Annotated in this window: 10 protein-coding genes and 1 tRNA gene; 6 read left to right on the top strand and 5 right to left on the bottom strand. The window is 69.3% G+C overall.

Going from position 1 to position 14,953, the window contains the following annotated elements:
* Positions 1–16: 16 nt before the first annotated feature.
* Positions 17–93: transfer RNA gene (locus LDL21_RS25445), tRNA-Met, on the top strand.
* Between the two features lie 40 nt (positions 94–133).
* Here the strand turns inward: LDL21_RS25445 and LDL21_RS25440 are convergent.
* On the bottom strand, positions 134–667 hold the full coding sequence (locus LDL21_RS25440) for a histidine phosphatase family protein (protein WP_443678056.1): 534 nt from the start codon (positions 665–667) through the stop codon (positions 134–136).
* 157 nt (positions 668–824) lie between these two features.
* On the opposite strand from LDL21_RS25440, the gene LDL21_RS25435 reads away from it, so the two are divergent.
* The 3 genes from LDL21_RS25435 (at position 825) to LDL21_RS25425 (ending at position 7,277) form a co-directional block, all read left to right on the top strand.
* Positions 825–6,020: an Lhr family ATP-dependent helicase gene (locus LDL21_RS25435; RefSeq protein ID WP_225282062.1), complete on the top strand. Its 5,196-nt coding sequence runs from the start codon at positions 825–827 to the stop codon at positions 6,018–6,020.
* Positions 6,021–6,023: 3 nt separating this feature from the next.
* Positions 6,024–6,797 carry an Fpg/Nei family DNA glycosylase gene (locus LDL21_RS25430; protein ID WP_225282061.1) on the top strand — a complete coding sequence of 258 codons (774 nt, stop codon included), beginning with the start codon at positions 6,024–6,026 and terminating at the stop codon, positions 6,795–6,797.
* A gap of 99 nt (positions 6,798–6,896) precedes the next feature.
* The gene (locus tag LDL21_RS25425; RefSeq protein WP_225282060.1) at positions 6,897–7,277 is read left to right on the top strand and encodes a VOC family protein; all 381 of its coding nucleotides are present in this window, start codon (positions 6,897–6,899) and stop codon (positions 7,275–7,277) included.
* Positions 7,278–7,280: 3 nt separating this feature from the next.
* On the opposite strand, the gene glpD is transcribed toward LDL21_RS25425, so the two are convergent.
* On the bottom strand, positions 7,281–9,071 hold the full coding sequence (gene glpD / locus LDL21_RS25420; protein WP_225282059.1) for a glycerol-3-phosphate dehydrogenase: 1,791 nt from the start codon (positions 9,069–9,071) through the stop codon (positions 7,281–7,283).
* A gap of 234 nt (positions 9,072–9,305) precedes the next feature.
* On the opposite strand from glpD, the gene glpK reads away from it, so the two are divergent.
* Positions 9,306–10,802, top strand: coding sequence for a glycerol kinase GlpK (gene glpK, locus LDL21_RS25415; protein ID WP_225282058.1), 1,497 nt, complete (start codon positions 9,306–9,308; stop codon positions 10,800–10,802).
* Positions 10,763–11,395, top strand: coding sequence for a TetR/AcrR family transcriptional regulator (locus LDL21_RS25410; protein WP_225282057.1), 633 nt, complete (start codon positions 10,763–10,765; stop codon positions 11,393–11,395). Before glpK ends, LDL21_RS25410 begins: the two co-directional genes overlap by 40 nt.
* Before the next feature lie 30 nt (positions 11,396–11,425).
* On the opposite strand, the gene LDL21_RS25405 is transcribed toward LDL21_RS25410, so the two are convergent.
* The 3 genes from LDL21_RS25405 to LDL21_RS25395 all read right to left on the bottom strand — a co-directional run bounded on the left by LDL21_RS25405 (position 11,426) and on the right by LDL21_RS25395 (position 14,532).
* Complete coding sequence (locus LDL21_RS25405) at positions 11,426–12,337, bottom strand: alpha/beta hydrolase (RefSeq protein ID WP_225282056.1); 912 nt, start codon at positions 12,335–12,337, stop codon at positions 11,426–11,428.
* 130 nt (positions 12,338–12,467) lie between these two features.
* Positions 12,468–13,655: an aminotransferase-like domain-containing protein gene (locus LDL21_RS25400; RefSeq protein WP_225282055.1), complete on the bottom strand. Its 1,188-nt coding sequence runs from the start codon at positions 13,653–13,655 to the stop codon at positions 12,468–12,470.
* Positions 13,656–13,743: 88 nt separating this feature from the next.
* A complete protein-coding gene (locus tag LDL21_RS25395; protein ID WP_225282054.1) occupies positions 13,744–14,532 on the bottom strand; it encodes a DUF8176 domain-containing protein in 789 nt (262 codons plus the stop codon).
* Between the last annotated feature and the right edge of the window lie 421 nt (positions 14,533–14,953).

Below are 14,953 nucleotides of genomic sequence, written 5' to 3'. Positions count from 1 at the left end.
ACAGTAGTGAATGCAACGCGGGATGGAGCAGCTCGGTAGCTCGCTGGGCTCATAACCCAGAGGTCGCAGGTTCAAATCCTGTTCCCGCTACCACCCGAAAGCCCCGGAGTTTCGACTCCGGGGCTTTCGTCGTTCATCCCAGTCGCAACGTCCAATTGCCGCGAAAATGCAGCCGGGTGACGCTCGCGGGCTGCACATCGAGGCGCCAGAAGGACTTCGGTGGTGCGTCGAGGACGACCAGCAGCGCCGCGCGGATCACCGACGGATGCGTCACCGCGACGGTATCCAGACCCGCCGAGGCGATCTCTGCCAGCCAGAAGCGCACCCGCTCCACCAGGTCGGTCACCGACTCACCACCGTGTCCACGGAATGCCGGATCGGTGAGCCAGGCGAACAGCTGATCCTGCGGCAGCCTGCCCATCTCGGTACCCCGCCACGCACCCGCGTCCAGGTCACGTAGTCGCTCGTCCCGCTCGCCCACCAGCCCGAGCGCCTCGGCGGTCTCACGCACCCGACGTTCCGGGCCCGTCCGCACCTGCGCCCCGGTGAGCGGCGAGCACGTATCCAGCGCCGCGAGGCCCGCCTTGTCCAGGGATTCGTCGACCGGGAAACGCGCCTTGCGCACCGCCTCGGTGAGGCCGTGGCCGACGAGGTCGACTCTCAGCACCGTTTGCACGATGGACCAGGGTACGGCGGACGTGTTCCGAGCCACACCCCTCACCCCGGCTCGACCGGGGAATCTTCCTCGACCGTGGCATCGACGCTGGTCGCGGGCGGCGCGCGGATCGCGGAACCTGTCGGTGGGTGGGTGCACACTGAATCTCATGGACCGGTTCTCCCCCGCTACCGCGCAGTGGTTCGACGGCGCCTTCCCCGAGGCGACGTCGGCTCAGCTCGGCGCGTGGCAGGCCATCGCCGACGGGCAGCACACCCTTGTCGTCGCACCGACCGGCTCGGGCAAGACGCTGTCGGCGTTCCTGTGGGCGATCGACCAGCTCGCCCAGCGTGGGCCCGCCGAACCCGGCACCCGCCGAGGGACGTCCGTGCTCTATGTCTCACCGCTGAAAGCCCTGGCCGTGGACGTGGAGCGGAACCTGCGAGCCCCGCTGGTCGGAGTCACCCAGACGGCGAAGCGGCTGGGGCTCGACCCGCCGGAGATCTCGGTGGGCGTGCGATCCGGTGACACCACCCCCGCACAGCGCCGGGCGATGCAGCGCACCCCACCCGACATTCTCATCACCACACCCGAATCACTGTTCCTGATGCTCACCTCCGCGGCCCGCGAAACGCTCGCCGAGGTCGAGACGGTGATCGTCGACGAAGTGCACGCCATCGCCGGCTCCAAACGCGGTGCGCACCTGGCGTTGTCGCTGGCCCGGCTCGATCAGCTCACCGAGCGGCCCGCACAGCGCATCGGGCTGTCGGCCACCGTCCGCCCGCCCGAGGAGGTCGGGCGGTTCCTCGTCGGCGACGCGCCGATCACCATCGTTCGGCCACCCGCACCGAAGACCTTCGACCTGTCGGTTCGGGTGCCGGTGGCGGATATGACCGATCCCGGCGGCGACTCCGACCAGCCGGGTTCGATCTGGCCACATGTCGACGAGGCCATCGTCGACCTGGTGCTCGAGCATCGGTCCTCGATCGTGTTCGCGAACTCGCGGCGCCTGGCCGAACGGTTGACCGCCCGGCTCAACGAGGCCTACGCCGCCAAGCTCGGCGAACCGGTCGAGACCGAGCACGCCCCGCCCGCCCAGCTCGGGCCGTCCACCGAGGTGATCCACGGTGCCGAACACCTGCTGGCGCGCGCCCATCACGGGTCGGTGAGCAAGGAGCAGCGGGCGATCATCGAGGACGACCTCAAGACCGGCCGGCTGCGGTGCGTGGTTGCCACGAGCAGTCTCGAGCTGGGCATCGACATGGGTGCGGTCGACCTGGTCGTGCAGGTGGAAGCGCCGCCGTCGGTGGCGAGTGGGTTGCAACGGGTCGGACGGGCCGGGCACCAGGTGGGCGAGATCTCGCGGGGTGTGCTGTTTCCCAAGCACCGCACCGATGTCATCCATTGCACCGTCGCCGCCCAGCGCATGCTGTCCGGGCAGATCGAACTGCTCCAGATCCCCGCGCATCCGCTCGACATCCTCGCCCAGCAGACCGTTGCCGCGTGCGCGCTGGAACCGCTCGATGTCGACGCCTGGTTCGATGTCGTCCGGTCGACCGGAAGCTACGCGCAGCTGCCCCGCTCGGCCTATGAATCCGTGCTCGATCTGCTCGCCGGTCGGTATCCGTCCGACGAGTTCGCCGAGCTGCGGCCCCGCGTGGTGTGGGATCGCGACGCGGGCACGCTCACCGGCCGCCCCGGTGCGCAGCGCCTGGCGGTCACCTCGGGTGGGGCGATTCCCGATCGCGGGATGTTCGCGGTGTTCATGGTGGGTGAGAAGGCTTCCCGTGTAGGTGAACTCGACGAGGAGATGGTCTACGAGTCCCGCGTCGGTGATGTGTTCGCGCTCGGTGCGACGAGTTGGCGGATCGAGGAGATCACCTTCGACCGGGTGCTGGTGTCGCCCGCGTTCGGGCTGCCCGGCCGCTTGCCGTTCTGGCATGGCGACGGGCTGGGCCGGCCGGCCGAGCTCGGTGCGGCGCTCGGCGAATTCGTACGGACGGCCGGGCAGGTTCCGGCCGAGGAACTGACCCGGATCGTCGCCGGTATGGGCACCCTGGCGCGCGGCAAGGCATTCGCGACTGCGGATACCGCTGCCGGACAAGAGGTTCCGTCGTCGATCGGGTCGTACGTCGTGCGATCCCCGCGTCTCGACAGGACAGCTCAGATGGCTGCCACGGGCACGGCGTCGGACGACGAGCAAACGGTTGGTGTCGAGCCCGAGCTGGTGAAGAGGGAGGCGGCGGACCAGGGAAGATCGAGCGGCGTCCAATCGAGCGGGGCCGAGCCGCGCGGTGGCGAGTCCGGCACGGCCCGATCACGCAGTGCGGCACCGGCGGGCGCCGAGCTGAGCAAGCCCGCGGCGCGGCTCGAGGAGTTGGTGCGGACCGCTGGGCTGGATCAGAACGCGACGGCCAATCTTGTCGGGCTGCTCGACGAACAGCGCACGGCGACAGGGCAATTGCCTACCGATCGGACGCTCGTAGTCGAGCGGTTCCGGGACGAACTCGGTGATTGGCGGCTCGTGCTGCACTCGCCCTACGGCACGCCGGTGCACGCACCGTGGGCGCTGGCCGTCGGCGCGCGTTTGCAGGAGCAATTCGGCATCGATGCGGCGCCCACCGCGTCCGACGACGGCATTGTCGTACGGTTGCCCGACACCACGGATCAGCCGCCGGGTGCCGAGCTGTTCGCGTTCGAACCCGACGAGATCGACGACATCGTCACCGAGCAGGTCGGTGGTTCGGCGCTGTTCGCGTCCAGGTTCCGCGAGTGCGCCGCCCGCGCGCTGCTGTTGCCGCGCCGCGACCCGGGCAAGCGGGCCCCGCTGTGGCAGCAGCGGCAACGATCGGCCCAATTGCTCGACGTGGCACGGAAGTTCCCGCAGTTTCCGATCCTGCTGGAAACCGTGCGCGAATGCCTGCGCGATGTGTACGACCTGCCCGCCTTGCGCGACCTGCTCACGCGGGTGGCACGCCGGGAGATCCGCCTGGTCGAGGTGGAGACCGCAACCCCGTCACCGTTCGCCAACGCCCTGCTGTTCTCCTACATCGGCCAGTTCCTCTACGACGGCGACAGCCCGCTGGCCGAGCGGCGCGCCGCCGCCCTCGCCCTCGACTCGAGTCTTCTCGCCGAACTCCTGGGCCGCGTCGAACTCCGCGAACTCCTCGACCCAGCGGTCCTCGACCTCACCGAACGCGAACTCCAACGCCTAACCCCCGAACGCCACGCCCGCGACGCCGAAGGCCTGGCCGACCTGCTCCGCCTCCTCGGCCCCCTCACGCCCACCGAAGCCGCCGCCCGCTGCGTACCCCGCCCCGGGACCGCGACCGCTGCTCGCTATGCCGCGGCCGACGACCTAGCACCTCTGGCTGGCAGCGGGGTGTCGACCCGAAGTAAGCCCTCGGCCGATGGCAGTTCGCCAGCAGGCCACGATCAGTCGTCCGTGGGCGCCGGGTCGCTCGGCAGCGATGTATCAGTCGTAGGCGTTGCGGCTGCCGACGGAGGTGCGTCAGTGGGCGGTGATGAGTCGCAGATGCTCCTGGACTCCGATGCCCCGGCGTGGTTCGCCGAACTGCGGGATTCGCGGCGGGCCCTGGAAGTTTCGTTCGCGGGGCGCACGTGGTGGGTCGCCGTGGAGGATGCGGCTCGGTTGCGGGATGCACTGGGGGTGCCGTTGCCCATCGGAGTGCCTGCGGCGTTCATCGAGCCGGTGCCGGATCCGCTGGGCGATCTTGTCGGGCGGTATGCGCGCACGCACGCGCCGTTCACTACCGCCGCCGTTGCCGAGCGATTCGGATTGGGGACGGCGGTCGCGGTCACCGCCTTGCATCGGTTGCTCGCGGAAAAGCGCGTTGTGGAGGGTGAATTCACGCCCGGTGCGGCCGGTGGTGAGTGGTGTGACGCGCAGGTGTTGCGGCGGTTGCGGCGTCGGTCGCTGGCGGCGGCGCGGCATGAGGTCGAGCCGGTCGCCACGGCGGCGTTCGCTCGCTTCCTACCTGCCTGGCAACACGTCGGTTCGGGCGAGTTGCGCGGCATCGACGGTGTGGCCACGGTGGTGGAACAGCTGGCGGGCGTACCTGTTCCGGCTTCGGCGTGGGAGTCGCTGATCCTGCCGATGCGGGTGCGCGACTACTCCCCCGCCATGCTCGACGAACTCATGGCCACCGGCGAGGTGATCTGGTCGGGGCACGGCGCCATCACCGCCCGCGACGGCTGGATCGCCCTGCACCTGGCCGAACAGGCCCCGGTCACGCTGCCACCACCCGACGACATCGACCCCACCGACATTCAGCTGGACCTGCTCCTGGCTCTCGGCGCCGATATCGAGCCCCGCCTACGATCCGGGCGCGGTGAACCGACCGACAGCACCGAGGCCGAGGTGATAGATCTGGACCGACCCGGTGTCATCGGCGGCGAAGGGCGTCGACTCCCGGCGAACCTCAGTGGCGGCGGTGCGTATTTCTTCCGGCAACTGTCGGATGCGACCGGCCTGCTCGACGACAAAGCGGTCGGCGAAGCCCTGTGGCAGCTGGTCTGGGCCGGTTACGTTTCCGGCGACACCTTCGCCCCGGTGCGCGCACTCCTGTCCGGCACCGCGCGCAGCACCACCGCGCATCGGACCCCGCGCCGCGCTCCTCGGGCCCGCGCGTACCTCCCCCGCCCGTCCATGCCGACCCGGTCCGGCCCACCGAACCTGGCAGGCAGGTGGTCGATCCTCCCGGAACGGGTGCGCGACAACACCGTTCGCGCCCACGCCACGGCCGATCAGCTCATCGAGCGGTACGGCGTGCTGACACGCGGCTCCGTACAGAACGAAGGCGTGCCGGGCGGGTTCGCGCTGATGTACCGGGTGCTCACCGAGTTCGAGGACCGTGGCCGGTGCAGGCGCGGCTATTTCGTCGACACCCTCGGTGGCGCGCAGTTCTCCACCACCGACACCGTCGACCGATTACGTTCCTTCGACACCGACCGTGACAACAACCGGGTAGGCGTCGCCGTGGCTCTGGCCGCCTGCGACCCGGCCAACCCCTACGGCGCCGCCCTGCCGTGGCCCAAGGGCGATGCCGACAGCGGTCACCGGCCGGGCCGCAAAGCGGGGGCGCTGGTGGTACTGGTCGGCGGCGAACTGGTGCTCTATGTGGAGCGCGGCGGCAAGACCCTGCTCAGCTTCACCGAGGACATCGGCCTGCGCCGCACGGCGGCCGTCGCCTTGGCGCGACTGGTCACCGACCGGCGGGTCGACGGCCTGGTGATCGACAAGATCAACGGCGAAACCGTGCACGGCCACACCTTCGTCGACGTCCTCGTCGAGGCGGGCTTCTCGATGACCCCGCGCGGACTCCGACTGCGCAGGCAGGTGTAGCCGATGCCCGAGGGCGACACCGTTTTCCGCACCGCCGAACGGCTACGCACCGCACTGGCCGGAAAAACCCTGACCCGCAGCGACTTCCGTGTGCCGCGCTACGCCACCGTCGACCTGGTCGGTGCGGTCGTCGACGAGGTCGCCAGCTACGGCAAGCACCTGTTCGTACGCACCGAACGGGTGAGCATCCACACCCACCTGAAAATGGAGGGCGAGTGGCGGGTGTTCCACTGCGGCCAACGCTGGACCAAACCGCGGGTCACCGCCAGGCTCGTGCTCGCCACCGAGGAGGTCGAGGCCGTCGGCTTCTCACTCGGAAAAGTGCAGGTCCTGCCGCGCGCCGAGGAACACACCGTCATCGATCACCTCGGCCCCGACCTGCTCGGACCCGGCTGGGACGCCGACGAGGCACTGCGTCGCCTGTCCGGGTATCCGCGCCGCCCCATCGGCCTCGCCCTGCTCGACCAGCGCAACCTGGCGGGCATCGGCAATATCTACCGCAGCGAGATCTGCTTCCTGCGCCGCGTCCACCCGGCCACGCCCGTCGGCGATATCGCCGATCTCCCCGCCCTCGTCGACGAGTCACACCGGGTTCTCGGCAAGGCCGCGCACGAACCACCCTGGCGACCGATGGTCTACGGGCGCACCCGTCGACCGTGTCCGCGCTGCGGCACCGCCATCGCCTCCGAGCTCCTCGGGGAGGACGACCCCGCCGACCGCATCACCCAGCGCGAACGTGGCATCTATTTCTGTCCGCGCTGCCAGCCGGTTCCCTGAAAACAGCTCGCCGACGCCGCCATGGTCCGATACGCTCGCCAGAATCGTTTCCCGGCGCTAACTTCCCGGCAGTTCACCAGGTAGAGAGCAGGTTTCGCAATGGCATGTCGGATCAGTGAGCTCGTGCTCGAGTGCCGCGAGCCCGAGACACTCGCCCAGTTCTGGTGCGCGGTGCTCGATTACATCGTGCTCGATCGCGACGACGACGGCAGCATGGAAATCGGGCCACGCGAAGGCTTCGGCGGCCCGCAGCCGACGATCATCCTCAGCCCCACCGACAACCCCACGCCCGGCAAGGCCCGCCTGCACATCGACGTCAACCCCACCGACCGCGATCAGGCCGCCGAACTCGCGCGCCTGCTCGAACTCGGCGCACGTCCCGCGGATATCGGCCAGTCCGGCGATGAGCAGTGGCATGTGCTGGCCGATCCCGAGGACAACTACTTCTGCTTGCTGAAGGCGCGCATCGATCCGGTCTGAGGATCAGCGGTCCTGCGGTACCGGTTCCAGCAGCTGCGGACGCGGCTCCGGCGCGGCGACCCGCAGGGCGTCGGCCGATTTGTCGTCCGGCTGGGTCTGCGATTCGATCTCCGCGCGCACCCGCGCCTGATAGGTCGACACCTCACGCTCGATGTCGTCGTCGTCCCAGCCGAGAACCGGCGCCACCAGGTGCGCGACCTGCTCGGCACAGTTGGCGCCCCGGTCGGGGTATTCGATGGAGATACGGGTGCGCCGGGCCAGGATGTCGTCGAGGTGCAGGGCACCCTCCGCGGCGACCGCGTACACCGCCTCCACCTGCAGGTAGGCGGGAGCGTCGGTAATCGGTTGCAGCAGTTCGGGTTTGCCCTCGGCCATGGCGAGCACCTCGTCGACGACCGAACCGTAGCGGTCGAGCAGGTGGGTCATCCGGTACGGGTGGATGCCGTAGTGCTCGGCCAGTTGCACGGTCTGGTTCACCAGCGCGAAGTACCCGTCGGCGCCGAGCAGGGCCACCTTCTCGGTGATCGACGGCGACACGCGGGCCGGAATGTCCTGTGCCGCTTCGTCCATCGCATCGGACGCCATCACCCGGTAGGTGGTGTACTTGCCGCCCGCGATACTCACCAGGCCGGGCGCCACCCGGGCAACGGCGTGCTCACGCGACAGCTTCGACGTCTCGTCGCTCTCTCCCGCCAACAGCGGTCGCAGGCCCGCGTACACGCCGTCGATGTCGGCGTGGGTGAGCGGCGTGACCAGCACCTCGTTCACCCGGTCGAGCAGGTAGTCGATGTCGGCCTTGGTCGCGGCGGGATGCGCGAGGTCGAGATTCCAGTCGGTGTCGGTGGTGCCGACGATCCAGTGCGCGCCCCACGGAATGACGAACAGCACCGAGGTGGCGGTGCGCAGGATGATCGCCGCGTCGCTGACGATCCGGTCGCGCGGGACGACGATGTGCACACCCTTGGACGCTCGCACATGGAATCTGCCGCGCTGATGCGACAGACCCTGCACCTCGTCGGTCCACACGCCCGTCGCATTGATGACCACGCTCGCGCGCACCTCGGCGGTCCGACCGTCCTCGGTGTCGCGCAGCTTCGCCCCGACCACCCGGTCGGCCTCCCGCAGCAGCCCCACCACCTGGGTGGACGTACGGATGACGGCACCGTAGTGGGCGGCGGTGCGGGCGACGGTCATGGTGTGGCGGGCGTCGTCGACGACGGTGTCGTAGTAGGTGACACCGCCGATCAGGGCGTCACGGCGCAGGCCGGGTGCCAGCCGCAGCGCACCGTGTCGGGTCAGATGATGCTGTCCCGGAACGGATTTTGCGCCACCCATGGTGTCGTAGAGGGTCAGGCCCGCGGCCACGTACGGCCGTTCCCACACCCGGTGGGTGAGCGGGTACAGGAACCGCAGCGGCTTCACCAGGTGCGGCGCCAGCGTCGACAACGCCAGCTCGCGCTCCTTGAGCGCCTCGCGCACCAGCCCGAACTCGAGCTGCTCTAGGTAGCGCAGACCGCCGTGGAACATCTTCGACGACCGGCTCGAGGTGCCCGAGGCGAGGTCACGCGCCTCCACGAGGGCGACCGACAGGCCACGGGTCGCCGCGTCGAGCGCGATTCCGGCGCCGACCACGCCGCCGCCGATGACCAGCACGTCGAACCGGTCCTTGCCGAGGCGCTCCCAGGCGGTGCGCCGGTGTTCGGGCCCGAGCTCACCGGGGCCGAGCCGGTCCCGTTTTCCGCCGGCGACCAACTCACCAGGGTTCAGAAACGGAAACTCCGGTGTCTGCGACATGCTCGACTCCTCGCCGCCGACCGTGAACGGCCGGTCCCAGCCGACAGTTGGGTGCAGACGCCGGGCACATCCCGGCGCCGCCTACAGGCTAAACGTAGTGCCCACCCGGCGTGTGGGACGAACCCGGCGAGGCGCGTGGCCGAAATTCGGTATCCGCGCCCAACCGGGCGATTCCCGCTCGTCGTCGGCGACAAAGCTTGCTACGACGACCGCGCGGTTGGGTAGCCTGCCTGAATGCGTCGCTATGTGGCCGCCATCGATCAGGGCACGACTTCGAGTAGGTGCATCGTCTTCGACCGGCAGGGCCGGATCGTCGGGACCGCGCAACGCGAACATCGGCAGATCTTTCCCAAGCCCGGCTGGGTGGAGCACGATCCGGTCGAGGTGTGGCGCAATACTGAATGGGTGCTCGGCGCCGCGCTGGGCAACAGTGGCTGCTCGGCGGGCGACCTGGCCGCCATCGGCATCACCAACCAGCGCGAGACCACCGTCGTGTGGGACCGGACCACCGGCGAACCGGTGTACAACGCCATCGTCTGGCAGGACACCCGCACCGATCAGCTGTGCACAGAGCTCGGTGGCGAGCAGGGACCGTCGCGGTACGCCGACCGCACCGGGCTGCCGCTGTCGACCTATTTCGCCGGTCCGAAGCTGCGCTGGATCCTCGACAATGTCGAGGGCGCACGGGAGAAGGCGCAGGCGGGTGACCTGTGTTTCGGCACGATGGATACCTGGGTGCTGTGGAATCTCACCGGTGAGCACCGCACCGACGTCACCAATGCCTCGCGCACGATGCTGATGGATCTGCGCACGTTGCAATGGGATTCGCAGATCTGCGCGGAATTCGACGTGCCGATGTCGATGCTGCCCGAGATCCGCAGTTCCTCGGAGGTGTACGCGGAGATCACCGCCGGGCCCTTCGCCGGCGCGCCCGTGGCGGGCATTCTCGGCGACCAGCAGGCCGCCACCTTCGGGCAGGCGTGCCTGTCGCCCGGCGAGGCCAAGAACACCTACGGCACAGGCAATTTCATGCTGCTCAATACCGGAACGACGCCGGTTTTCAGCAAGCACGGGCTGCTCACCACCGCCTGCTACCAGATCGGTGACACCCCCGCTGTCTACGCGCTGGAAGGGTCCATCGCGGTCACCGGTTCGCTGGTGCAGTGGTTGCGCGACAACCTCGGCATCATCTCCTCCGCCGCCGAAGTGGAAACCCTGGCCCGCACGGTCCCCGACAACGGCGGCGCCTACTTCGTCCCCGCCTTCTCCGGCCTGTTCGCCCCGCGCTGGCGGCCCGACGCCCGAGGCGTCATCGCGGGCCTCACCCGCTTCGTCACCAAGGCCCATCTGGCAAGGGCCGCACTGGAATCCACCGCATTCCAGACCCGCGAGGTGGTCGACGCCATGCGCGCCGACGCCGCCGCGCAGCACCTCGACCTGGAACTGACCACCCTCAAGGTCGACGGCGGCATGACCGGCAACGACCTGCTCATGCAATTCCAGGCCGACATCCTCGACGTCCCCGTGGTCCGCCCGGTGGTCCGCGAAACCACCGCCCTCGGCGCCGCCTACGCCGCGGGCCTGGCCGTCGGCTACTGGTCCAACCTCGACGACCTGCGCGACAACTGGATCGCCGACCACACCTGGACCCCCGACATGACCGAATCCGAACGCACCCAACGCTGTTCGGAATGGAACAAGGCCGTGGAACGCACCTACAACTGGTCCTGAACATGGACGACCGCCCCCGCAAACTGCCTCGTCAACGCCGGGCGCGCGAGACCGTGGAAACGCTGCTCGAGGCCGCCGCCCAGGTGTTCTCCCGCGAGGGTGCGGCGGCAACGACCAACCGGATCGCCGAGCGGGCAGGCGTCTCGATCGGCACGCTGTACCAGTACTTTCCGAACAAGACGGCGATGTTGCGCGCCTTGGCCGAGCGCCACTTCCTCGCTGCCGGGACGGGACTCGGCGAGGTGTTCGCACGGTTGCGGTCCGAGGAGCCACCCTTCGACGAGACGCTGCGTGCGATCGTGACGGCCGTCGCCGACCTGCATCGCGACCGGCCTGCCCTGCACGCCCTCATGCACCGCGTCGCGTTGCGGCTGCCCGCGGAGTGGGAGGCGGTGCGGGCCTTCGAGGACTACCTCGTCGCCGAGGTGGAGTTCCATCTGCGGCGATGCGGGCGCGGCGGAACCGATCCGCAGCTCACCGCTCGGACCCTGGTCCACGCCATCGACACCCAGGTGCATCGTGTCATGACGCGGCACACCGTCGATGCGGATGCGCTGCTGGTACTGGCGCGGCAGTTGCTGCCCGAGGGATGAACGGGCAGTGGACGGCCCGGCCCCGGCTGGTCAGAGCGGGCGGACCGAGCCGATGACCTCCCGCAAGGTGTCGGCCAGCTGCGTCAGCCCCGGCTCCTCTATGGGGAAGTGACCACATCCCTCGAGCAACACCGCTTTCGTGTCGGCGGCGATCCGGTCGAGGAACCGCACGCTCAGCTCCGGCGGCGTCCACCGATCCGCCGCCGGGTGGACCAGCGACACCGGCGAACCCTGATAGTCCTGTGGAGGTGTGTGCTCGAACAAGAGGAAATCCGTGAGAAAACCGACGGGAATCCACACGCCGCCGCCTCTCGGGTCGTTGCCACAGTGCCGCGACAATTCCTGGTCCAGACTCATGTTCGCCATATCCACCATCCACCGGACCGGCACGCGCACACCGCCCGCTACCCGCCCCGCTCCCGAGAGCACACCGCGCGGCAACGCACCCAACACCTTCCAGCGAGCGGCTGCCATACGGGCGGCCGGGTCACCGGGATCGAGCAGGCAAGTCGCCACCACATGCGCGACCCGCCCGGTCCGCGCCGCCACCTCGTACGCGAGCATCCCACCGATACTCGCACCGAACAGCACGAGCGGCCTGCTGTCGGATTCGGTTTCAGCACAGACGAACTCGCTCACCAACTCGACCCAGTCGCGATACCGCACCGACGCGGGCTTCGGCTCGACGGTGTCGCCGTAGAGCGGAAGATCCAGCGCCGCGACCGAAACACCCTCCCCCGCAGCGATTCCGAGCAGCGGCCACACCAACCCCGCATGCCCGCCCGCCCCGTGCAACGCCAACACCCGAACAGCCGCGTCCCCACGCTCCGCCCTGGCCACATGCACCCTGCGCCCCCGCCACGCCCACCACGTCGACTGCGGCTCGACCACCGCCTCCCGATACCGAGCCGGCAGGAACTTCACATAACTCGAATACTCCATACGCACAGGATCCGGCCCCGAATACCCGCTGCCAACTCGCATTCACGCTACCGAGCCGACCGAAAAAACACCCTACTGAGCAGCGCAATCGCAAAACGCTGATCTTCGTGCTCGCATTTCGAACACGGCTTCAGCAGACGCTGGTCGTGGCTGCTTCTGCCAGGCGGTTGATCGCTTCGGTGAGGGTGGGTTCGTCGGAGGTGGTGAAGCAGAGGCGCATGGAGGCCTGGTAGGCGTCGGTGACGGCGAAGGCGGCGCCGGGGACGTAGGCGACGCCTGCTTCCAGGGCGGTGGGGAGCAGGGTTGAGGCGTTCGTGCCGTCGGTGAAATCGGCCCAGATGAACATGCCGCCGGTCGGGTCGGTGCAGCGGACGCGGTCGGCGAAAGTGGTGCGCAGGGCGGTGACGAGGGCGCGGGCGCGGGTGCCGTAGGCGGCGCGGATGGTGTCGACGTGGGTGGTGAGCCAGTCGGTCTCGGCGAGCAGGTCGGTGGTGATCTGGTGGGTGAGGGCCGAGCCGCACAGGTCGGCGCCCTGCTTGAGGAGTTCGACCGCGCGACAGACCTTTTCGGGGGCGATCAGCCAGCCGACGCGCAGGGCGGGGGCCAGGATCTTGGACACGCTGGACAGGCGGATCACCTGGGGTGAGTAGGAGGCGACCGGCGCCGGGGCGGGCTCGTCGAACCAGAGTTCGCCGTAGGGATCGTCTTCGATCACCCAGAAGCCGTGTGCCTCAGCGAGTTCCGCCAGGCGACGACGGCGCTCGGGCGCGAGGGTGACCCCACCGGGGTTGTGGAAGTTGGCGACGGTGTGGACGACGGCCGGACGCTCACCGGCGGCCAGCAGCTCCTCCAGCACGTCGACACGTAGCCCGTCGGCGTCGAGCGGCACGGCGACGATGCGCGCACCGGCCGCCCGGAACACCTGCAGCGCACCGACATACGCCGGGTCCTCCACCACGACCAACGCGCCGGGATCGAGCAGCACCTCGGCCAGCAGCGACAACGCCTGCTGCGAACCGTGGGTGATGAACACCTCGCCGACCGGCACCGACCGGCCGATCTTGGCCGACTCGCGCTCGGCGATCACCGCACGCAGCGCGGGCCAGCCGGGCGACTCCGTGTACTGCAACACGGCCGGATCACGCAGTGCCGCCTCAGCCGCGGCGGCGATCCGCTCGCCCGGCATCAGTGCCGCATCGGGCAGACCACCGGCAAGGCTGATGATCTCCGGCCGCGCGGTGAGTTTGAGCAGGTCCCTGATCGCCGAACTCTGCAAACCGGCGAGCTTGCCCGCCAATGCTGGACTGGTCAGCGACATGGAAACCTCCGGGAACGCCAGGGGACGCGATGACCAACGATCGCACAGCATTCACCAGAATATGAAATTGTTGTCCCAGATAATGGGACTACGGGAGGGCAGTGATGGACTTGACCTGCCACTTCCCGTCGGTCAGCGTGGTGACGATCTCCTGCTTGTAGACCACCGACGTACGGTCGGGATGCCACTCACGCAGCTCCACGTCATAGACGCCGACGCCGGTCTCGCGCACCTTCACACAGTGCGTGGTACCCCTCGGGATCTGATCGTCGATCGCCTTCTGGATGACATCGGCGGGCGAGATGGTCACCCCGTCGGGCGCGACGAACTCACGCACCCGCGTACCGGAGCGTTCGACATAGAAGGCGTACTGGAAGCCGAGGATCGCCCGGGCGCCCGAGGACGTGTCGCCCGGGCCGTTGCCGACGGTGAGACCCTCGTCGGCGATCGTCCGGCATTCGGCACCCGCGGCGGAGGTGACCGGCGCCGCGGTGGGTCCGGGATCCTCGCCACCGCCACGCTTGACCAGCCCGATGGTCAGCACCAGCGCGACGACGAGCAGGACCGCGGCCACCACACCGCCGATGATCCAGCGCATCCGGTTGTCGGGCTCGGACTTCTCGACGACCGGCGCGGCCGGCGTCTTCGGGGCGAGCCTGCGGGCGATGGGGTCGTCGGCCCAGGACAGGCCGGGTTCGGGCGGCTTGGGGACGCCGCCGTCGTCGTCGGGGCTGTTCCACCAGGCCCGGTCCTCGGCGTCGTTGTCCTTGGCCGGTGCGCGCGGCGGTTCGGGGGCGCGTTCGGGCTCGGTGACCCGCTGCTGGCGCGGCGCGGAGTTGCGCCGGATGACCTCGGTCTCTTCCTTCCCGGAAGTCACCGGCACCGAATCACCGAACACCGAGCTACCGGCAGCGGGAGCGTCGGCACCGAAACGCACCGTCGGGTCGGCGGGCGGGGCGGGTCGTGCGGGCGGCGGTGTCGCGACAGCATCGCCGAACGGCGAACGACGCGGCGGCGCAACAGGGTTCGTGGGTGGCGGTGTGGCCCCACCGAAAACGGAGGTCGGCGCCGAAGAACGTGGCGGCGCAGGCGGACTCGTGGGCGGCGGCGTCGACACGGCATCGCCGAAGACCGATGTCGGAGCCGAACGACGCGGTGGCACAACAGGATCGGACCCGCGGGGCGGAACAGTTCCATTCGGCGGAACGCTCCCAGCGGGAGGCACAGGACCAGGAGCGGCGGGCGGAACGGGTCCGGCCGGGGGCATCGGCGCACCCACCGGCGCACCGAACGGCCCG

Origin of the sequence: Nocardia rosealba, from assembly GCF_020216065.1 — a bacterium.
Lineage (GTDB): Bacteria > Actinomycetota > Actinomycetes > Mycobacteriales > Mycobacteriaceae > Nocardia > Nocardia rosealba.
Note: the sequence above shows the minus strand (reverse complement) of the source record. Positions and strands in the feature narration are given on the sequence as shown.